General features: G+C 39.4%; 21 protein-coding genes. 14 read left to right on the top strand and 7 right to left on the bottom strand.

Annotation, left to right across the window (positions count from 1 at the left end; translation table 11 throughout):
* Position 1: 1 nt before the first annotated feature.
* The 6 genes from WG954_RS13885 to WG954_RS13860 all read left to right on the top strand — a co-directional run bounded on the left by WG954_RS13885 (position 2) and on the right by WG954_RS13860 (position 6,997).
* Positions 2 to 1,180 carry a THUMP domain-containing class I SAM-dependent RNA methyltransferase gene (locus tag WG954_RS13885; RefSeq protein ID WP_340437233.1) on the top strand — a complete coding sequence of 393 codons (1,179 nt, stop codon included), beginning with the start codon at positions 2 to 4 and terminating at the stop codon, positions 1,178 to 1,180.
* 32 nt (positions 1,181 to 1,212) lie between these two features.
* Positions 1,213 to 2,184, top strand: a complete 972-nt coding sequence (locus WG954_RS13880) for a YpdA family putative bacillithiol disulfide reductase (RefSeq protein WP_340437232.1) — start codon at positions 1,213 to 1,215, stop codon at positions 2,182 to 2,184.
* A 117-nt stretch (positions 2,185 to 2,301) separates the two neighbouring features.
* Entirely contained in the window at positions 2,302 to 3,846 is a 1,545-nt protein-coding gene (locus WG954_RS13875; protein ID WP_340437231.1) for a M20/M25/M40 family metallo-hydrolase, read from the top strand.
* Between the two features lie 169 nt (positions 3,847 to 4,015).
* Positions 4,016 to 5,317 (top strand): PAS domain-containing sensor histidine kinase, encoded by a 1,302-nt coding sequence (locus WG954_RS13870; protein ID WP_340437230.1) that lies wholly within the window; start codon positions 4,016 to 4,018, stop codon positions 5,315 to 5,317.
* Between the two features lie 230 nt (positions 5,318 to 5,547).
* A complete protein-coding gene (locus WG954_RS13865) occupies positions 5,548 to 5,985 on the top strand; it encodes a YMGG-like glycine zipper-containing protein (RefSeq protein WP_340437228.1) in 438 nt (145 codons plus the stop codon).
* A gap of 79 nt (positions 5,986 to 6,064) precedes the next feature.
* Positions 6,065 to 6,997: a CvpA family protein gene (locus WG954_RS13860; RefSeq protein ID WP_340437227.1), complete on the top strand. Its 933-nt coding sequence runs from the start codon at positions 6,065 to 6,067 to the stop codon at positions 6,995 to 6,997.
* Positions 6,998 to 7,014: 17 nt separating this feature from the next.
* On the opposite strand, the gene WG954_RS13855 is transcribed toward WG954_RS13860, so the two are convergent.
* Positions 7,015 to 8,181 (bottom strand): GAF domain-containing protein, encoded by a 1,167-nt coding sequence (locus tag WG954_RS13855; protein WP_340437226.1) that lies wholly within the window; start codon positions 8,179 to 8,181, stop codon positions 7,015 to 7,017.
* A gap of 434 nt (positions 8,182 to 8,615) precedes the next feature.
* Here WG954_RS13855 and WG954_RS13850 point away from each other — a divergent pair, with 434 nt between their 5' ends.
* Complete coding sequence (locus WG954_RS13850) at positions 8,616 to 8,816, top strand: dodecin family protein (protein WP_340437224.1); 201 nt, start codon at positions 8,616 to 8,618, stop codon at positions 8,814 to 8,816.
* 89 nt (positions 8,817 to 8,905) lie between these two features.
* Here WG954_RS13850 and WG954_RS13845 read toward each other — a convergent pair whose 3' ends face one another.
* Together WG954_RS13845 and WG954_RS13840 are read right to left on the bottom strand one after the other, a co-directional pair.
* Positions 8,906 to 9,154, bottom strand: a complete 249-nt coding sequence (locus tag WG954_RS13845) for a DUF6814 family protein (RefSeq protein WP_340437223.1) — start codon at positions 9,152 to 9,154, stop codon at positions 8,906 to 8,908.
* 3 nt (positions 9,155 to 9,157) lie between these two features.
* A complete protein-coding gene (locus WG954_RS13840) occupies positions 9,158 to 10,693 on the bottom strand; it encodes an MFS transporter (RefSeq protein WP_340437222.1) in 1,536 nt (511 codons plus the stop codon).
* A gap of 224 nt (positions 10,694 to 10,917) precedes the next feature.
* On the opposite strand from WG954_RS13840, the gene WG954_RS13835 reads away from it, so the two are divergent.
* From WG954_RS13835 to WG954_RS13820, 4 genes are all read left to right on the top strand, one after another.
* Complete coding sequence (locus WG954_RS13835; RefSeq protein WP_340437221.1) at positions 10,918 to 11,430, top strand: DUF4382 domain-containing protein; 513 nt, start codon at positions 10,918 to 10,920, stop codon at positions 11,428 to 11,430.
* A gap of 222 nt (positions 11,431 to 11,652) precedes the next feature.
* Positions 11,653 to 11,994, top strand: coding sequence for a hypothetical protein (locus WG954_RS13830; RefSeq protein WP_340437220.1), 342 nt, complete (start codon positions 11,653 to 11,655; stop codon positions 11,992 to 11,994).
* A gap of 68 nt (positions 11,995 to 12,062) precedes the next feature.
* Complete coding sequence (locus tag WG954_RS13825; RefSeq protein ID WP_340437219.1) at positions 12,063 to 12,242, top strand: hypothetical protein; 180 nt, start codon at positions 12,063 to 12,065, stop codon at positions 12,240 to 12,242.
* 80 nt (positions 12,243 to 12,322) lie between these two features.
* Positions 12,323 to 12,904: a YciE/YciF ferroxidase family protein gene (locus WG954_RS13820; RefSeq protein WP_340437218.1), complete on the top strand. Its 582-nt coding sequence runs from the start codon at positions 12,323 to 12,325 to the stop codon at positions 12,902 to 12,904.
* A 233-nt stretch (positions 12,905 to 13,137) separates the two neighbouring features.
* Here WG954_RS13820 and fusA2 read toward each other — a convergent pair whose 3' ends face one another.
* Positions 13,138 to 15,276, bottom strand: coding sequence for an elongation factor G2 (fusA2, locus tag WG954_RS13815; protein WP_340437217.1), 2,139 nt, complete (start codon positions 15,274 to 15,276; stop codon positions 13,138 to 13,140).
* A gap of 136 nt (positions 15,277 to 15,412) precedes the next feature.
* Positions 15,413 to 15,790 (bottom strand): hypothetical protein, encoded by a 378-nt coding sequence (locus WG954_RS13810; RefSeq protein ID WP_340437216.1) that lies wholly within the window; start codon positions 15,788 to 15,790, stop codon positions 15,413 to 15,415.
* Between the two features lie 171 nt (positions 15,791 to 15,961).
* On the opposite strand from WG954_RS13810, the gene WG954_RS13805 reads away from it, so the two are divergent.
* From WG954_RS13805 to WG954_RS13795, 3 genes are all read left to right on the top strand, one after another.
* Entirely contained in the window at positions 15,962 to 17,299 is a 1,338-nt protein-coding gene (locus WG954_RS13805; RefSeq protein ID WP_340437215.1) for an OmpA family protein, read from the top strand.
* 184 nt (positions 17,300 to 17,483) lie between these two features.
* Complete coding sequence (locus WG954_RS13800) at positions 17,484 to 17,984, top strand: BON domain-containing protein (protein ID WP_340437214.1); 501 nt, start codon at positions 17,484 to 17,486, stop codon at positions 17,982 to 17,984.
* Between the two features lie 18 nt (positions 17,985 to 18,002).
* Positions 18,003 to 18,425, top strand: a complete 423-nt coding sequence (locus WG954_RS13795) for an SH3 domain-containing protein (RefSeq protein WP_340437213.1) — start codon at positions 18,003 to 18,005, stop codon at positions 18,423 to 18,425.
* Between the two features lie 302 nt (positions 18,426 to 18,727).
* Here the strand turns inward: WG954_RS13795 and WG954_RS13790 are convergent, their stop codons facing one another.
* Positions 18,728 to 19,480 carry a PIG-L deacetylase family protein gene (locus tag WG954_RS13790; RefSeq protein ID WP_340437212.1) on the bottom strand — a complete coding sequence of 251 codons (753 nt, stop codon included), beginning with the start codon at positions 19,478 to 19,480 and terminating at the stop codon, positions 18,728 to 18,730.
* A gap of 231 nt (positions 19,481 to 19,711) precedes the next feature.
* The gene (locus WG954_RS13785; RefSeq protein ID WP_340437211.1) at positions 19,712 to 20,869 is read right to left on the bottom strand and encodes a hypothetical protein; all 1,158 of its coding nucleotides are present in this window, start codon (positions 20,867 to 20,869) and stop codon (positions 19,712 to 19,714) included.
* Positions 20,870 to 21,068: the final 199 nt, after the last annotated feature.

Below are 21,068 nucleotides of genomic sequence, written 5' to 3'. Positions count from 1 at the left end.
TATGAATCTGTTTACTACACCCTCCTCCATCATCATCACTTGCCACAAACGCATTGCACTTTATCTTGAAAATGAAGTAAAGGAATTGGGCTTTGCCATTGATGAAGCATTTGTAACAGGTGTGAAGTTGACGGGCACCATCAACGATTGTATTAAACTCAATTTGAATTTGCGATGTGCAAGCCAGGTGTTGTACAGTTTAAAACAATTCACTGCAAATGATGGTGATGATATTTATAAGAATCTGAAAGATTTTCAGTGGGAAAACATATTGCCGGATCCGGGTTATTTTTCGGTGACGAGTAATGTAAATAATCCAACCATCAACAACAGCATGTTTGCCAACCTGCGGGTGAAAGACGCAATTGTTGATCGGCTTCGTGATATCAGAGGTACACGTCCATCCACTGGTGCTGAGTTAACAGGCACTGTTATTCATTTATTCTGGAAGAATGAAGATGCAGAAGTGTTTATTGATACATCAGGCGATTCATTGGCAAGACATGGTTACAGAAAGATCCCCGGACTTGCACCCATGCTGGAAGGTTTGGCCTCAGCAACAATCTATGCAACGGTGTGGGATCGTGTATCGCCATTCATTAATCCAATGTGTGGTTCGGGTACGCTTGCAATAGAAGCAGCCTTGATTGCTACTAACCGCAGGCCGGGTTTGTACCGCACCAATTATGCATTCATGCATGTACAAGGTTATGATGAAGCAGTTTATCATAAAGAAGATGCTTTACTTGAAGAACAGATCGTTGATGTGCCTGGATTGAAAATCATCGCCACCGATTATAGTCCGAAGGCTATTGAGAATGCGAAGAAGAATGCCATTGCTGCCGGTGTACAAAAGTTGATTGAATTTGCAGTGTGTGATTTTGCTGAAACACAAGTTCCTGCTGATGCAAAAGGTATCATGATGGTGAATCCTGAATATGGTGAACGTTTAGGTGATATTAAAGAACTGGAAGCAACCTATGCACGCATTGGTGATTTTATGAAACAGAAATGTGGTGGTTATTATGGTTACATCTTCACCGGCAATATGGAGCTTGCAAAAAAGATCGGACTAAAAGCCAAACGCAGAATAGAATTTTATAACAGTACTATCGATTGTCGTTTGTTGGAATATGAATTATATAGTGGCAGCAGAAGAGAAGCGAAGGTTACGGAGTAGATCAATCCTGCCCTGCCGTATATTTGTTATTAATGGCAACAACACATTTCCCCATCATCATTATCGGCGGCGGACCAATTGGATTAGCCTGTGGTATTGAAGCAAAGAAAGCTGGCATCCCCTATCTTATTTTAGAGAAAGGTTGTTTGGTGAATTCGTTGTACAACTATCCATCAAACATGACGTTCTTCTCAACTTCAGAGCGATTGGAGATTGGTGATGTGCCGTTTGTATCGGTAAATGCAAAACCAACAAGATCGGAAGCATTGGAATACTACAGGAGAGTTACGGTTGCATACAAACTCAACATTAATTTATTTGAAGAAGTAAATACTGTTGATATAACGGAAAGTTGCTTTTCTATTCAAACTACAAAACAAAACTATACTGCTGATCATATCATTATTGCATCGGGTTTTTATGATATTCCTTATTTGCTCAATGTAAAAGGTGAAGACTTACCAAAAGTTACACACTACTATAAAGACCCGCACTTCTATGCATTTCAAAAAGTTATTGTTGTGGGTGCAAATAATTCTGCTGTAGATGCTGCTTTGGAAACATGGCGCAAAGGCGCTGATGTAACAATGGTGATCCGTGAAAAAGAAGTGGGCGAACGGGTAAAGTATTGGGTGCGTCCTGATGTGGTGAACCGTATTGAAGAAGGTTCCATCAAAGCTTACTATGAATCTTCGATCATAGAAATAAAAGAACACGAAGTGCTCATCCAAACCCCCGATGGAATCAAAACAATTGAAAACGATTGGGTAATTGCTGCAACAGGTTATCAACCCAACTTGTCTTTTCTTGAAAAGATGGGCATTGCATTATCGAAAGATGAAGTAAGAAAGCCTGACTACAACGAACAAACACATGAAACAAACGTGCCCAACATTCATCTCGCCGGTGTAATTTGTGGCGGCATGAATACGTCCCGGCTGTTTATTGAAAACTCAAGGGAACACGCACAGAAAATCATACAGACCATCAAACAAAAGAACTAAGCGGCTTAAGATATCAACTTCTTTTTCCACTCATCACATTCTGCCCCTTCAAGTTCCTGTGATAGCGATCATTCCTTATTTTCGAATCATTCGTAACTAAAGTACAACTCTATCAACATGATTCGATTCGTAATTGCATTGCTGCTGCTAAGCACTACAACTTTTGCACAGCATAAAGATTCTGTTATGGTGAGCCGCATTATTAAAGAGGCCACCGAAAATTCTCAACTGAAAAAACTCGGGCAGGAATTAATGGATGGTATTGGGCCACGTCTTGTTGGTTCACCACAAATGCAGCAGGCACATGACTGGGCCGTTGCAAAATATACAGGCTGGGGTGTTACGGCACGTAATGAAAAATGGGGCGAATGGCGTGGATGGCAACGAGGTGTTACACATGTTGACATGGTTCATCCTCGTGTAAAAACATTGGAAGGTATGCAGCTTGCCTGGAGTCCCGGAACAGGTGGCAAAACGATTACTGCTGATGTGGTGATTGTTCCCGACTTACAAGATTCTGTTGCATTTCAAAAATGGCTACCAACCGTAAAAGGAAAATTTGTAATGATATCAATGAATCAACCAACCGGTCGTCCTGATTATAACTGGGATGAGTTTGGTACGAAAGAATCAATTGAGAAGATGAAAAAAGAACGTTCTGAATTAACGGATGCATGGACCAAACGCATCAGCAAAACAGGTTTCACTTCCCGAACATTACCTGTTGCCTTGGAAAATGCTGGCGCTGTTGGTGTGATCATGAGTAACTGGTCGAGAGGTTTTGGCGTGAATAAGATCTTTGGTGCAAACACAAAGAAGGTTCCAACCATAGATGTAGCATTAGAAGATTATGGCTTACTCTATCGCTTAGCAGAAGCCGGCGCTAGTCCAAAGATCAGCGTGCGTGCCGATTCAAAAGAACTTGGCGTTGTTCCAACATATAATACTATTGCTGAAATAAAAGGTTCAACCAAACCAAATGAATATGTAATGCTTTCTGCTCACTTCGATTCATGGGATGCTGGCACAGGTGCAACCGATAATGGTACGGGCACATTGGTGATGATGGAAGCAATGCGCATTTTGAAATTGGTTTATCCAAATCCTAAACGTACCATTCTTGTTGGTCATTGGGGAAGTGAAGAACAGGGACTGAATGGCTCACGTGCATTTGTAGAAGATCATCCTGAGATCGTTTCAAACATACAGGCTTTATTCAACCAGGACAATGGTACCGGACGTGTAGTAAATATCTCCGGCCAGGGTTTTCTTCATGCGTATGATTATATTGGCCGTTGGTTAGCTCGTGTACCAAACAAATACAAAGCGGAACTTGAAACAAGATTCCCCGGCGCTCCCGGTGGTGGCGGATCAGACTATGCATCGTTTGTTGCTGCTGGTGTTCCTGCATTTTCATTAAGTTCTAACAGTTGGAGCTATGGCAACTACACCTGGCATACTAATCGTGACACTTATGATAAGATCGTATTTGATGACGTTCAAAACAATGCCATCCTCACCGCCATTCTTATTTACATGGCTTGTGAAGATGAAAATAAAACATCACGTGAACGCATTGTATTACCTGTTAATCAACGAACAGGTGAACCGGGCAAATGGCCTACGCAAACGAAAGCTACACGCAGAGGCGGTTTAGATTAATTATACTGTTTTCTCTTTTAACAAAAAAGCATCCGTTAGAGCGGATGCTTTTTTGTTGATTTAAATCATTATTTTTTTCTCATTTTCTGATTATGGTCAGGAATATGGCTAATTTTTCTCATTGCGAAGACACAACTCCATTTCTACGTTTGTCGACACAAAAAACGCCATGTATTCATCAACCCGTCATTTCAAAAATAAAATCAGTGTTCTCCGTTATCCTGCGCCAATAATAATAACCAGCATTTACCTAATCGTGAGCGCTGGCTGGATACTTTGGAGTGACACAATTGTAATGCAGCTTGCGAGAAATAACAGCGAATTGTTCACCCAGCTTCAGAATGAGAAAGGGTTGGCATTTGTTTTAATCTCCAGTGCTCTTTTGTTTGTCCTAACCAATTATTTCTGTAAAAGTGTTCAAAACAGCAACAAAACGAAATACTCTCTTGAACAAGCAATCAACGCATTCAACGTAGCTACCCGGGGCGGCATCATAGATTATGAAGTTGAAACCAAAGTTGCTCATATCAATGATAAAATGAAATTTTTTGTAGCTGATAAAGGAACCATTGTTCCTAATTTCCTTATCTGTTTTCTTGAGCGAATACACGAAGACGACAAACTGAGAGTACAAACAGAATATGAAACAATTGCTGCATCTCAACAAACCACCTGGACGACGGAATACAAAATACTTGGATCCGACAATATCTACTATAATGTTATGAGCAGTGTTTTTTTTGTGCGTAGCGAAACCGGGAAACTGGAACGCCTAATAGGTGAGATTCAAGACATTTCTCAGCTACGCAATCTACAGGCCGAGCATTATAAACAAAGACTAAACCATAAAAAAGCGCTTGCAAGAACAATTATAAAAGCACAGGAAAATGAACGTAACCGTTGGGCCCAGGAACTGCACGACAATATATCGCAGATATTAACAGTGATCAATCTTTACCTAAATAATACCAATGTCTCGATCGACAATAATGTATTAATGATCAATGAGGCAAAAAAAATGATTACCGAAGTGCAACAGGAAATCCGTTTTCTTTCGGCAAGTATAAAACCACCAGCCTTTACTTCCATGACTTTGAAACAAACCATCGAAAGATTGATCCAGGATGTTAATCGAACAAAAGCAAATCATTTTAGGTTTACAAGCGAATCGCTTGACGAAACAACACTGAATGACGATCAAAAACTACTTATATACCGTATTGTGCAGGAGCAGTTAAACAATATTATAAAATACGCAAACGCCGACCTTGTTGAAATTGATATAAGATCCACCAACAATAGTGTTACCATCAACATCACTGATGATGGGAACGGTTTTGATCAAACAAAAATTAAAACAGGTCTTGGTTTCAGGAATATGCAAAGCCGGTTAGCTATGTACAATGGTGAAATGTTTCTTACAGCATCCCCCGGCAATGGCTGTAGCCTCGTTGCTTCGTTTCGTGCCTGATTTTCATTTACAAATCATTAACAAATTGTATTATTCTTCGTACTGGTCTGAAAGTGAAACATCAATAAGTGCTTGAGTTGTTAAACCCATTTTTATAAAACAGCCTGAACATCAATCATATTCATTTGAAATTGCTTTTTTCTTAACAGTTTTATTTTTTTCTGGCATGCTTTTTCTATCTACTTGTGCATAGAACGAAACAATATTATTTAACCGAAAAGCCAGAAATTATGAAACAGATATTTACAATCTTATCGGTAGCAGCAATAGTTGCAATAGTAACAGTATCATGCAAAACAAAAACAGCAACAACTGATCAAACAAATGTTTTATCAGCTGTTGATTCTGCAGAGTTCGCTGCTTTCCAGGAATGGAAAGAACAACAGGAAATGAAAAAAATGAAGGAAGCGACAACCGTTCGCTATGTAGAGCGCAGACAAACTGTAGCTAACACTTCACCTGCTGTTGTTACAAACACAAGACCGGCTAAGAAAAAATGGACCAATGCTACAAAAGGTGCGGTGATTGGTGGTGCCAGTGGTGCCGTTATTGGTGGCGTGGTAAGTAAACGTAACCGTGTTGCCGGCGTATTGGTTGGTGGTGTATTAGGTGCCGGTGGTGGCTGGGCTATTGGCCGATCAATTGATAAAAAACAAGGCAATTATTAAACAGTCTGAACGTTGATACTAGCGGAGATCTTTCATCTGATGTTTGATCTCCGCTTTTTTTAGATACAGTCACTCACTTATGAACACTGTCGATATTTTTCTCCTGCTACTGATATCACTGGCAGCATTTATTGGCTACCGGTTTGGTGCACTGCGTTTTATATTGGAATTGTTTAAATGGTCGGCAGCTGTTGTTGCCGGCATTCTTCTCTACAGCAACACCGTTGATAAGGTTGCGAGGGAATTACCTTCATTAAAAGAGTGGTACCTGCCATTAAGTTTTATCGCTGGCTTTATTGTGGTTTATATTATTCTCTCAGTGCTTCAGCGCCTATTAATGAATGCCACCAACAACGACAACAAAGTTCATGTTCTCGATAGAATGAGTGGGATCATACCCGGTCTCCTGTTAGGTATTGTATTGAGTGTAATCACTGCAAGACTTCTGACTTTTTCTGTGATTGACAGCATCAGCGCCGAAGCAGAAAAAAGCGAAGTGGCAGCAATGCTTTCACCCTACAGTGTAATTGCAGAGAAAAAAATAACTCCACTACTTGAAAAAACATTTGATGTCGCCCTCTCCAATGGAAAATCAGATCCGGAAGTTTATGCAACAGATTATTACAGCATAAGACCTGATCTTGAACAACAGATGTTACAACTTGTAAATGCCGAACGAAAGAAAAAAGGATTGAAGGCTCTTGTGGCTGACGAGCAATTAAGGAATGTGGCAAGAGCTCACTCATCTGACATGATGAAAAGGGGTTATTTTTCACATATGACCCCGGAAGGAAAAGATCCATTTTTCCGTATGAGAAAGGCGGGCATTAATTACAAAAAAGCGGGAGAAAATCTTGCTTATGCATCAACACTTGCTAAAGCACATCGTGGATTAATGAACTCACCCAGCCATCGTGCAGCAATTCTCAACAAATCATTTGGACGCATTGGCATTGGCATCGTTGATGGAGGAAAATCCGGATTAATGATCTCACAGGAGTTTAAAGATTAAACTGCAAAGCCCTCCTCTTATTTTTCCTGCAAGGGGAATCTTACACAAAGTAAATTAGTGCCATGTTCAGTTTCAGAAAACTGTACATTACCATTCATACCAATGATACGGTAATACACCATGCTGCTGATGAGGCTCTTCTCCCTTGCTATCACCTGTTGATCAGCAGCATCATCCTCTATGCATAATTTTATCTCATCCTCTACATGCATTTGAACCGTTACTTTTACCACAGCTTGTTTTGATTGCAGTACGTGTAACCATGACTCCATAATTTTTGCACAATTCATTGCCTGTCCAAAAATAACACGCTCAGATTCACCGGTAATTTTTAATTCTACCTCAAATGAATAAAATGACTTGTGAATATGAAGAGAATTTTCGAGTATAACCTGTACTGAAGCAGAATCAACAGTTGAAGGAAAGATGCTGTAGGAAAGATTTTTAATTTCCGTTAATGCATTGCCAATTGATTGATTGGCTTCTTTTATATAATTCAATCTTCCCTCTTCATTGAGAATGGCCATATTCAAATACAAACGGCTTGCTGCAAGTTCTTGTGCAATATTTTCGTGCAGTTCTTTTGCAACAGATAAGTTATCCTCATCCTGTTCTTTAATAAGACCAATGGCCGCCTCTTCCTTAATTTTAATTAATTCTGTTGCCCGTTGCTCAATCGCTTTTGATTTTAATCGAAGCTCCAGCAATTTTGTTACCTGGTTCGATAAAATTTGTAATGCCCGCTTTTGAGACTCATTCAGCTTACCAGGTTGATGGTCAAATACACAAATGCTTCCAAGAGTTTGGCCAGTGGGAGAAATGATAGGCGCCCCCGCATAAAAACGTATATGCGTATCCCCGGTCACGAAAGGATTGTCAAAAAAGCGTTTGTCGGAAGATGCATCCTGTACTTCCATAATTTTTTTCTGCAATATTGTGTGTGAGCAAAAAGCGAATTCACGTGGAGTTTCAGAAATATCTACACCTTGTTTCGATTTCAGCCATTGCCGGTCTTTGTCAATTAAGGAGATCAGTGAAATGGGGCAATTACAGATCTGTGCGGCTAACTCACGAAGTTCATCATACTCCTTTTCATGGGGAGTATCCAGAATGTTGTACAACTGAAGATCAAGTAAACGCAGGTCCTCAGTTTTTAGTACCGGAGCAGTAAGCATAGTATTCATATAATGTACGGTTTGTGGTTACACCACTTACGTACGGTTTTACAAAAAGAGATGTTATACTCTCTGTCATTTTTAATGAAATAAGCAATTTCACTTATTCATCTCCAATAATTTGGTTGGGTCTGGGTTTTATAAACTGATCTATCGAAGCAATGGTTCAGGAATTCCAATACAAAAATGCACTATAACAACAGCACATGCTTGTTATAGAAGATTTATCAAACTTAATTTTTCGTCAAATAAGTAGTTGCACTTACAGCATCTAAATCAGATGAAAATTAATAAAATGTATTTCATAAAAACTTTCGCAATTGCAACCCCTGACATAGAATGCCAGATTGAAGAAAAGACCTGAAACTACATTTGAATTTACAGCATAGTTTACTTATCTTATTGGAGCAAACCATTTTACAAACATCAAAATACTTACAGTTATGCCAATTGTAAAAATCATTGAAGTGATTGCTTCGTCAGAAAAAGGAATTGATGATGCTATTCGCCAGGCTGTGGCTGAAGCATCTAAAACTGTTCGGAATATTGATTCGGTTTATGTGCAGGATATCAAAGCCCATGTAAAAGATGGGCATGTAACCACCTTTGGTTGCGTGTGTAAAATTTCATTCCGAATTGAATAATATTTACTGAAAAATGAAAAAGCAGAGGATATTGAATAAACACTCAGTATCCTCTGCTTCCTTAGTACTAGGGGCACTAAAATTCCACTCTATTCGATCTCTGTTGAATCCTCCGGTAAATGATCATACTCTCCTTTGAGCGCATACCAACCAAAGATCACCAAGCCAATAACAATGGGTAAAAAAATACCGATGATGATAACCCACGGAACAGGATTATTGATATCTTTCTTTCCTGCTCTATCAATATTATACCAGGCAGCCATCAGTAATAAAATAAAAATTAACGGGCCTGCTATTATCCATACAAGACCTGCATATCGTTTTAATTTGTTCATCGTTTAATCGTTTACGTTTGGATCAATTTTATTGTTGAGATACAAAGCGCCAATAACAAAACATAAAGACGCTACTATTATAGGATACCACAGCCCTACCAAAGGATCAGCAGGGAAAGAAGTGGTAAGTAACAAACCAATAAACGGCACCAACCCTCCAAACACTCCATTACCAATATGATAAGGCAACGACATAGAAGTGTAACGGATCTTTGTTGGAAATAATTCAACAAGAAACGCTGCAACAGGGCCATACACCATTGTTACAAAAAATATCTGGATAAAAACAAGCCATACAAATTTCCAAAACACGGGCTTTGGTAATTGCCGATCGGTATACTTTATTGTTGGCTTCGCCACAATCTCGTCACCTTGTTGTTTAACAGTATCTCTTACTGTTTCTGTATAAGCCCAGCCATTAGCAGAAGCATATGATGTGGTAATGGTGCGAACAAATCCGTTGGTTGTACCAATTGGCACAGCTTCAATTTTTGGTTTTGCTGTTACTTTCAGATCTACAAACTCAATTTTTGTATGATCAACACTGTCAAGAAAACTCTGATAAATGGGCCGGTAGAACAAGACGCCCAACAACATTCCAATGAGCATGATCCATTTGCGTCCTATCCTGTCACTTAACCAACCAAAGAAAACAAAAAAAGGTGTTGCAAAAAGAATTGCCCAAAGTAATATTGTTCGGCTTTGTCCGAACTCGATCATCACTCTTGTTTCTAAAAAATTCTGTGCATAAAACTGACCGGTGTACCAGATAACTCCCTGCCCCATCACTGCACCAAACAATGCCAGCAATACCATTTTGAAATTCGCCTTGTGGCTGAAACTTTCTTTTAATGGATTGACAGAAGTTTTTCCTTCGTGTTTCAGTTTTGCAAACAGCGGAGACTCCTTCATCTTCATTCGTATATAAATAGAAACTCCTACCAGCAGAATTGATAACCAGAATGGATAACGCCATCCACCCCACTCTGCATCAAACGCTTCATTACTCATGCTTGATTTTACAAGAAGTATAACGCCTAATGCTACAAATAAACCAAGTGTTGCAGTGGTTTGTATCCAACTGGTATAAAGCCCACGTTTATTCGCCGGCGCATGTTCGGCCACGTAAGTAGCAGCACCGCCATACTCTCCTCCAAGAGCCAATCCTTGTATTAACCTGAGTAATAAAACAAGAATGGGCGCTAAGACTCCAATTGATTTGTAGCCGGGCACAAGACCAATTAAAAATGTAGCACTTCCCATCAGCACGAGTGTTAACAGGAACGTGTATTTACGACCAATAAGATCGCCTAATCGTCCGAATAACAATGCACCGAAAGGACGCACAATAAACCCGGCAGCAAAAATTGCCAGTGTACTGAGCAAAGCAGCAACATCATTGCCTTCGGGAAAAAATTGAACTGAAATTGTTTTGGCAAGCATACCAAAAATGTAGAAGTCGTACCATTCAATTAAGGTACCCATCGAGGAAGCAGCAATCACTTTCCAGATGGAAGAGGAAGCAGTCGGTTGATTCATGCAAGGAAGATAAGTAAAAAACAGAATGACTATCATTCTGTAACCTCATCAATATCAAAGAAAAAACCTTACAAATGTTCGCAGCATTAACGTAAAAAATGAATTACTGGAGGCTGGCATATGTTTTCACTAAGTAAATAACTTTTGCACAAAAGTAGTTTTACATGAATCGTTTGTTTGCTTTGGCATGGTTTTTTGAACTACTGTTTTTAAATCTCATACTCATGAAAAAAACAATGGTCATTTGTTCTTTATTATTAATTTCTGCAGTGTTGTTATTTTCTGCCTGTAAGAAAAGTAAAAACAGTACTGAATTAAAAATCAATCTTACGGATGCGCCGTATGATGCACAACAGGTAAATGTAGATATAAAAGAAGTGAATGTAAATTTCAACGGTGATTCAACGGGCTGGATTAAACTGGAAACTGTAGCAGGTATTTATGATCTGTTGAAATTGCAAAATGGTGTTGATACATTTCTTGCCGTAGGAACTGTACCAACTGGCACTCTTAAGGAATTACGTTTGGTATTGGGTACACAAAACACAATTATGATTGACAGTGTTATTTATCCGCTAAGTACACCAAGTAGCCAGCAAAGTGGATTAAAAATAAAAATGAATCGAAATCTTGCAGTTGGTCTTGATTCCCTGCTTATTGATTTTGATGCCACACTTTCCATTAAGATGGATGGAAATGGGAATTATATTCTACAACCCGTGTTAAAACTAAAATAGGTTTCCTTCTCTATAAAATGAAAAGCGACACCTATGTGTGTCGCTTTTTCATTTACAACTGTTTTGCTATCCTGTACCTTCTTTCCTGAAACGAAAACAGCAACCTTGACTGGATGAATATGTGAAAGTTGTAACAATTTCTTTATAACGTGTAATGACTTTGCGATGAATGAAAGTCATATTTGTAACACACATTTTTCGTAACAGCTAAACACTATTATCATGGAAAAACGTCAAACATTAACCGAAAACAAGGAAGACACATCAAATGCACTGAAACAAAAAACGAATCAGGATTTCAATGGCAAAAAACCCATCCCGAATGATCCTGACTTAAAAAAAGAACATCCCGAAACGGAAGTGCCGGGTATTGGTGATGATAAAAAAAAGAATCCGGGAGAAATAATTGGTGAAAATGATAAAAAAGGTGGTTCTACTGAAGAGTATAAACCTGAGCCACCATTAACAGATGAGCCAATTAATCCACTACCAGACGAAGGTATTGAAGGTGATTCTGATGCTCCTGCCATCGTTAACAATCAAAATGACGACAAGGTTTTTTAATAAATTTTTGCTCGATACCCGTTTTTTACTAGTATTAAACTATTGCAATAAACTTAAAAGTTAACATCATGAACATTACAAAATACATCAGCATACTGCTTATTGCAATGATATCCATGTTGAGTTCATGCCAACTGGTGGAAGGTATCTTTAAAGCTGGTATGGGGTTTGGAATTTTTATTGTGGTCGCCATTATTGGCCTTATTCTCTTTTTAATTTTCCGTTTTGGAAGAAGTAAAAAGCCATGATGATACAGGAGAATCATAAAATGAATGCTAACCTTCATATTTTAAGTTAACACAAGTCTTGACATTTTAAAAATTACATTATGCAAAAGAAAACTGACAGCGATAAGAACAAGAAGGCCGTTGCAAACGGAAAAACACCAAACAAAGGCATGCAATCATCACAACTGATGAAGCTATTTGAAAACGAGTTGAAAGATATCTTTTGGGCTGAAAAAGCACTTACAGCGGCAATTCCAAAAATGATCAAAAAAGCAACATCAGATGAATTGGTTGCGGCACTGGAAAAACATCTTGAAGAAACGCATGAGCAAATAAAACTGGTAGAAGAAGTCTTCAAATCAATTAACATGAAGCCTGTAGGAAAGAAATGTGAGGCAATGGCGGGATTAATGAAAGAAGCCGAAGCGATAATTGATGAATGCGAACCTGGTGCCATGTGCGACGCTGGCATTATAGCCGGTGCTCAAAAAATTGAGCATTATGAAATTGCATCTTATGGTACAATGCGGCAGTTTGCAGAAACACTTGCCTTGCCAGAAGCCGCTAAACTATTAGAGCAAATACTTGAGCAGGAAAAAGAAGCCGACGTGAAATTAACAGAGGTTGCAGTGAGTGCTGTAAATGTGGAAGCCGCCGAACTGGAAGATGTTGATGCAAAATAAAAATGGATAACGAATTATATGAATAAATTATTCAGAGGATTAATTGCAGCATACGGCGCAAAAAAATTAGGTGGCGGCTGTTTAAGCACCATCCTGATTTTTATAGTGATCTGGGTTGTGCTTGGAAAATGTAACTAAACATACAGGCAATAATTTACGATCGGGTTTAAAATAAAATATCCTGCGTTACCTAACGCAGGATATTTTATTTTAAACTACTTAACCTGTATATATTAAGCCATCATCTCTTCTTTCGCTACTTTGCTGTAATCATCAGCCAATTTGCGTTGTACTTCAAACGGCAATGGCTCATAATCGAGAAAGTGCATACGGAATTTTGCTCGGCCCTGTGTAAACGAACGCAGGTTACTACTGTAATCCTGCATTTCAGCCAATGGAACTTTAGCGATCACTTTTGTAAAATGACTTTCTGTATCCATGCCTTCCACCATTGCACGGCGAGTTTGCAGATCACCAATAACAGCACCAGTGAGATCTTCAGGACAAAGAACTTCTACATGATACATTGGTTCAAGTATCTGCGGATCGGCTTGTTGAAATGCCTGGCGGAATGCCTGCAAACCGGCGATCTTAAACGAAATATCGTTACTATCAACAGGATGCATCTTTCCATCAAACACACATACCCTGACATCACGCACATAAGAGCCGGTAAGCGGTCCTTCGTTCATTTTTTCCATCACACCTTTTAAGATCGATGGCAAGAAACGTACATCGATAGCGCCACCAACAATACAATTGTAATAAACCAATTTGCCACCCCATGGTAAATCATGCACTTCCCTGCCACGAACATTAAGGTCTGCAGGTTCAGGCATTCCTTCATACCAAGGTTCAATACGTAAATGCACTTCGCCAAACTGTCCGTTACCACCACTTTGTTTTTTATGACGGTACATACTATCGGCACTTCGGCGTATTGTTTCACGGTATGGAATACGTGGCCGAGTAAATTTCACTTCAAGTTTATGTTGATGTTCAATTTTCCATTTGGCAACAGCTAAATGCATATCGCCCTGGCAATGGATCAATGTTTGTCTTAACTCTTGAGATACTTCCACTTTAAACGTGGGGTCTTCATGACGGAGATCGTGTAAAGCTGTTGCCAGTTTTTCTTCTTCACCTTTCTTTACACTTTCAATAGCCATTGTAAGGTTTGATGCCGGAAACTCAATGGGAAGTAACTCAATATCTTTTCCTTTTTCATGCAGCGTATTGTTTACATGCGTGTTCCTAAGCTTCAACGTTGCACCAATATCACCTGCAGTGAGTTCATTTACCTGTGTGCGTTTATTTCCTTCCACTACAAATAACTGGTTCATCTTTTCCGCAACACCGGTTGTTTCATTCACCAGTTCCATTCCTGATTTAATAGTACCACTGTAAACTTTAAAGAAAGAAAGTTCGCCCACATGCGGCTCACTCACTGTTTTGTAAACAAAAATGCAGCCCGGACCATTCTCATCGCAGGACAATGTTGATCCTGCCTTTGTTTTTTGTGGAGGCATTTCATTGGCACTTGGGCATACATTATCAATGAAACCCATCAACCTGCCGCTACCCATGTTGCGTTCTGCAGATAAACAGAATAACGGAAACAAATCATGATTGACCATTGCTTTTTTCATTCCTGCTTTTATCTCATCTTCATCCAACTCTCCTTTATCGAAATATTTTTCCATTAACGTTTCATCATTACCTGCAACTGCTTCAATTAATTCTTTGTGTAAATTATCGGCTCTCTCTTTTTCATCATCCGGAATAGGTAATTTTTCCGGTTTGCCTCCTGCATCTTTAAATTTATACATCGTCATGCGCAGCACATCAATAATTTCATGAAAACCTGCGCCCTGTTGTCGTGGGTATTGCACCACTGTAATGTTGCTGCCAAAATGTGCTTTGGCTTCAGCAACCGTTTTATCAAAATCAGCCGTTTCTTCATCGAGTTTATTCACCGCAAAGATCATGGGTGTTTTAAACTGCTCTGTGTAATCCCAGATAATATCTGTACCAACTTCCACACCACGGGAAGCATTCAGCAACATTACACCGGTATCGGCTACACGTAATGCACTGATCACTTCTCCAACAAAATCATCATAACCCGGCGTATCAATAATATTGATCTTATAGCCACGCCATTTGCTGTGTAAAAGTTTTGAAAAAACGGAGTTGCCTCTTTCCTGTTCCAGCTCATGATAATCGGCAACAGTATTACGTTCTGCAACTGTGCCTCTGCGGTTAATAATGCCTGCTTCGTATAACATGCATTCCGCTAATGTTGTCTTACCGGTGCCAGCATGGCCCAGCAAGACAATGTTTTTTACGTGTGAGGTATCAAAGTCTGCCATAACATTCATTTTTTAAAATGTAAACAATCACCTGCTTACACGGGCATGCAAGCGCAGGCGCTACCGTACAGGGAACAGATAGAATTTGAATGGGTGGCTGTGAATGTCTTTGATAGATGTAGTAAAGGCTTTATGACTATGCCTTAGCGACGAAATTTCTGAAATCGCTTCTTAGTTCATTTAACGTATGTTCCAGTATTTCGTATTGACCGTGCAGTTCTTCATGTTCCTGCATTGCTGCTTCAGAAGGTTGACCACTCGCCGGGTCTTTTTCTACTTCCAATCTTCGGTCGTGACTTTTAATGGCCTGTTTTAGATCGTGGATGTTGATCTGTTGAATGTAAAACTGGTTGTGATAGTGTTCCACTTCGGTAAGGACTTCCTTGTCTTTTTCTCCGCTTGCCATGAGTTGAAGCTGATCTCTCAGTTGACTCATTTCATTACGGTAGGAACGCAAATGCTCCCTCCAGGAGCTGCATTCCCTGTTAAGCTGTGTTGTGTCTGTTGAAACCATGGGAAACAGTTTTAATAGTGAATAAATAAGATATCATCAAAGAGCTAAATAAATTTAGTCAATACATCCGATAAAACCTATAAAAAAACAGATGATTTACGCACAAAAAGAAAACAGCATTTATGCATAAAATACGGTTTGGAACGTTAATTTAGCGCTCAATTAATTTCTATGAAACCAAACTGCTTACTAACCGCTCTTGCACTGATGTGCATCATCAGCCTGCATGCCCAGGATCAGCAACTGAAAAAACCCGAACTCATTTCGTACAACATCAGTTTTTCTGATTATCGTCTTCCTCAACTCATCAGTGATTCAACAGCCAGTAAAGCTTTCAACCAGGGCGATTGGTACAAACCAGGAAACAAATCGTTTGGCGTTGGCTTAAGTTACTGGCGTGGACTTACAAACAAGTTAGATGCGTCCGGCACTATCACAGGAACGTTCTCTAACTTCCCTGCCAACTTTGTAAAAGATGATTCGATAGGCCAGGCGAAATTCAGCACACAACTCAACGCTTTACTGCACTTAAGAGCGTTTAAGGACAAGGCTCCGGTAAATCCTTTTTTAACAGCTGGCTTAGGCGTTGGCTACTTTCCGGGCAAATTCGCCGCTTATGCTCCATTAGGAGTTGGCTTGCAATTCCGTTTTAAAGCAGGCTCTTACTTTTTTATGCAGGCACAGTGGCGTAAGAAATTAACCAATGGTATTAATAACGATTACCTGCACTATAGTTTCAGTTTTGCACAAGACAATCCATTTGAAAGGAAGAAAAAAGTGGAAGAAATTCCTGTGGTAATTCCGGTTGAACCTGTATTACCTCCGGATGCTGATGCTGATGGCTTTGCAGATGCAAATGATAAATGCCCGGATGTGAAAGGAACGCTTAACGGCTGTCCTGACACCGATGGTGATGGTGTTACAGATAAAGATGACCAGTGTCCTAATGATAAAGGCGCATTAAATGGATGCCCCGACAGCGATAATGATGGTGTAGCCGATAAAGATGATAAGTGTAAAGATGTGGCGGGACTTGCCCGTTACAACGGATGCCTGATTCCTGATACCGATGGCGACGGAGTAAATGATGAAGAAGATAAATGTCCAAATGAAGCAGGTGTAACCGCAAATGCCGGATGCCCGGAAATTAAACAGGAGATCAAACAGAAAATAGATTTCGCTGCCAAGAATATTCTGTTCCAGTTTGCAAGCGATGTTATTTTGAAATCATCATTTGCTTCTTTAAACGAAGTGGTGAAGGTATTACAGGACAACCCATCATTAAAACTGAACATTGATGCGCATGCAGATAACGTGGGCACGCCTGAACGCAACATGCATTGGAGCGAACGCAGAGCCAAAGCTGTTGCAGATTACTTCATTTCCAAAGGCATAGCTGCAGAACGTATTACGTATAAAGGTTATGGCGATACTAAACCAATTGCAGATAATAAAACAGCAAAAGGAAGAGCGCTCAACAGAAGAGTGGAAATGAGAGTAGATTATTAAATTGTTAGGTAAAGTATAGCAAGCGACAGGCGAATTGCCTGTCGCTTTTTTGTTTATAGAGGCCAATGATTAGTATTATTGGCATAAGGCTTGCAAAGACTATTTAATCGAACTGCATTATTGTTCGATCCTTCCTGCTCTGAAGACTGCGTCTATCAATTTCATCATCATTAAACACAAACAAATGAAAAGAACAATTCAACGATGTTTTATTTTGCTTGCATCAGTACTGGTGCTCGGAGCAGTGTCCTGTAAAAAGAAATTAAAAGACACCGATATACAGGCAAGTATCGAGGCCGTGCTTTCTGCAGATGCGGACATGAGGAGCACAATGGTAACCGTACAAGATGGCGTTGCCACAATTAGCGGCGAATGCAAAGACGAAGCCTGCAAAGCAAGATGCGAAGATGCCGTAAAAAAAGTAGAAGGTGTAAAATCGGTAGTAAACAATTGCACCGTTGCTCCAGCTGCGTCAGTTGTGCCGCCTGTTAGCGATGCACTCTCGCAGGCTATTGCAGATGCGGTAAAAGATTATCCGGGTGTACAAACGCAATTAACAGATGGCGTGCTTACACTCACCGGCGAAATTGAAAAAGCCAATCTGCAAAAACTGATGATGGCATTAAATTCATTAAAATCAATGGGGCTCAAAAAAATTGAATCCGCAGGATTAGTAAAAAAATAAACCGGGAGGGAATCTTTTATGGCATTACAAGATAAATACAAAGAATTGATCGATGCAGCAACAGCATCCGGTGTGACCAATTTACAAATACGTGAGCAAGAAAATGTGTTATACATAGATGGTGAAGCTACCGGTGCAGTTAAACAACAGATGTGGGATATTTATGAGAAACTCGATCCTGATTATTCATCAGGAGATCTCATGCTGAACATCAATAGTGTTGCCGGAGTTACAGAAGGTTCAAAACTTAAAGTAACAACCAGCAAAACCAATTTAAACATTCGCAGCGGCCCCAGTACCAATGATGATACTGTTGGCAAAGCTGCCCGGCACGAAGTGGTAACGTTGGTGCGTAAAGAAAATGATCAGTGGTGGTATATTAAAACGGATAATGGTGAAGAAGGCTATTGTTTTACGCAATATCTTACGCCTGTAGCATAAGTTTAAATTTAAATAAAGCAAAGAGGGCTTTCAAAATATTGAAAGCCCTCTTTGCTTTATATTGGTTAGTAAGCAAACCAACTCTCTTTTAACTGGCGTTCGGGTATTTGCGAAGGCAGGGAATTCATTGCTCGTTAGCCCGGTACAACTGACCATTTGAAAATATGTTGTTGGAGTTAAGAACTAATGCTGATCAATGAATGTGGGGCCCGAAACACTACTGATGCCTATACATAGTTGATGTAACATTGTCCTGCCCTGCTTTTGCAAATACTACTGTTGTGCGAAGTGATCGGGAAGTGTTATTTAAAAAAATCATTTCTCTTCTGGAGATCAATGTGAAGTTTTCTGAAGTAAGCAATATTGACGGTATCGGCTAATTTAATATGAATATGATCCTTTATTAGTTCAAGCTGGCTTTGATGGCACTTATACGATTCGATACTTTTATTTTCATCCTCAAGGGAATATTTAATGGCAACATTCAAATATTTACCGTCTACCTCACCTGTACCGCTTAGCTGTTCCACATTGGTTTTGATCGTAGGTTCTGCAAAATAATAAATCGGATATTTATCATACCAACCTTCCCGCAAAATAAGTTCCGTAACTATCGAACCAGTTATGCGATGTTCATAATGACCGGATTCGCCTTCAGGTCCATGGGTAATGATAATATTCGGATTTATTTGTTCAATTAGTTTTTTTAGATCAGTTTTTAATGCATTGATTCTTTTAAAGTACTCACGAGGACCATCACGACCATCAAGCCGATCGTTTGGAAGAAAAATTGGTTTTTCTATTCCAATCTTTTCGCAGGAACATATCCCTTCTTTTTGCCTAATTGGTATAATGCTGTCATTTGGCGGATTGACAGTATATATTATTTGGATTTTGTTGCCCGGGGCATACCTGGCGAGTACATGAGCGATTGCTGTTTCATCATCGGAATGTGGGAAAATTACAAGAATTGTATTCTTATTTGTGGATTTCTTTTTACCTGGAATAGTGGCAATTAAACATAGTAAGATTGGTAAGGCTAATAAGAACTTCATATTTGATAATTTTTAGATCGCCCCTCGTTCAGGTCTTGCTGCTGTGCTGGTATTCCGTGTTACGTCAGCTTGGTACAGCAGCCCAATAGAATTACTGAGATGAAGTTAAGAACAAAAGCCTAATAGAATTACGTCGGCTGGAAATAGGCTTATAGCGATATTAAGCTGAAAATATATTCGTCTGCCAGCATAGCAGCAAATTCCCTGTTAGCGTTAGCATTTCTAAATTGACTACTTGCAACAGTCCTTGAACCAATGATGACTAATCGCATAAAGCCTGTATCCTTTCTTCGTCTGGATAAAGTCAAAGTAGATTATCGGTGGATTGTTATTTTTAGTATTACGTGTTACCAACACCTCCCTTAGCCGATAACCGTCACCGACTTTCATAATCTCTTTTTTAACCTGACTGGTTAATAAGTTATAAAATTCTACGTCTGTGAAATCGTATTCAAGTTTTGTTTTGTCAACAATACGTTTCTTTACTTCGTCGTCAATCACTTGGTTGAAACATTTATTAATAAACTTATCTACGGGCAGTAATTGGTCGCATATGTACAAGGTGTCCAACGCAATTTGCCTGAACTTCTTTAGTCCCGGCTCACTTAAGGATGCAACAAAATTTTTCCAGAATGCAAGAAATTTCAAATCGTCTGCTGTTGGAGGTGTCTTCCGTGGTTCTGGTTGCGATGCTTCTACCATATCTTCCTCTTGTTGAGCAGATGCCTCAAACAATCCCCTTGCAGTCAAAACACCTTCCTTTTTTAGAGTAACTAAGTCCTCAACGTAATTACCATAAACAGCAAATGAACTATCCCCAACTGTTTTAAAATATGGTTTAGGATATGAGAATTCAAGTTGTCGTCCTTCCTCGTCAACTGTTTTAGTTAGAAACGAAACCTTCTCCACGAATTCAATTTTCATAGCCTTTATTTTCGTGTGCTTGTTGTAAGCATGTTCATAGTCGTCACTTGCATACGTACCGGCCCAACGTCCGTCTTTAGTTTTATAAACATCGTTGTACATGTATTTTTGATGGTAGTAAGTCCCGCTATCCGCTGAAACAAATAAAAGAACGTTTTTAAACTTTGAAAAAGCAGGTGTCCCATAATGGTCATAGGCAACAAACTCAATTGTGTCTCTTGGGAAACTGCCATATACCTTTTTTAGAATTGCATATTTCGCTTTAAAGCTATTGTCCATTGAACCTTTTTCATGGGGCAATGAGGCAACCGATATTTTTTCTCCAACGAAAGCAAGTAGCCGGGTAGTATCATTTACGCCATAGTTCTTTACAAAACTTCGTGGTGTGTCAATTAAAGCGGCTGTCTTGTTGATGTTGGTTGTGTCGCCTGATTGATGACTGTCGCAACTTAAAAGAAGTGTCACGATAAGAATTGATATTACTTGAAATAGGGTCGTCATAATGTTGCCGCTAACGTTGAAGCATTTGTGTTTGTGGCGGAATTTGAAATCCGTCTGCCCGGTACAAATGCTGATGTAAAATACAAAAGTTCAATGTTAATTCTATGGCTCAATTTATAACGTCGGGCTGTGATTGAAGCTGATAGTAGCACACAGTTGAAGT

This window comes from Lacibacter sp. H375 (assembly GCF_037892425.1).
Lineage (GTDB): Bacteria > Bacteroidota > Bacteroidia > Chitinophagales > Chitinophagaceae > Lacibacter.
The sequence above is the reverse complement of the archived record's forward strand: the minus strand, read 5'-3'. Positions and strand labels throughout refer to the sequence as shown.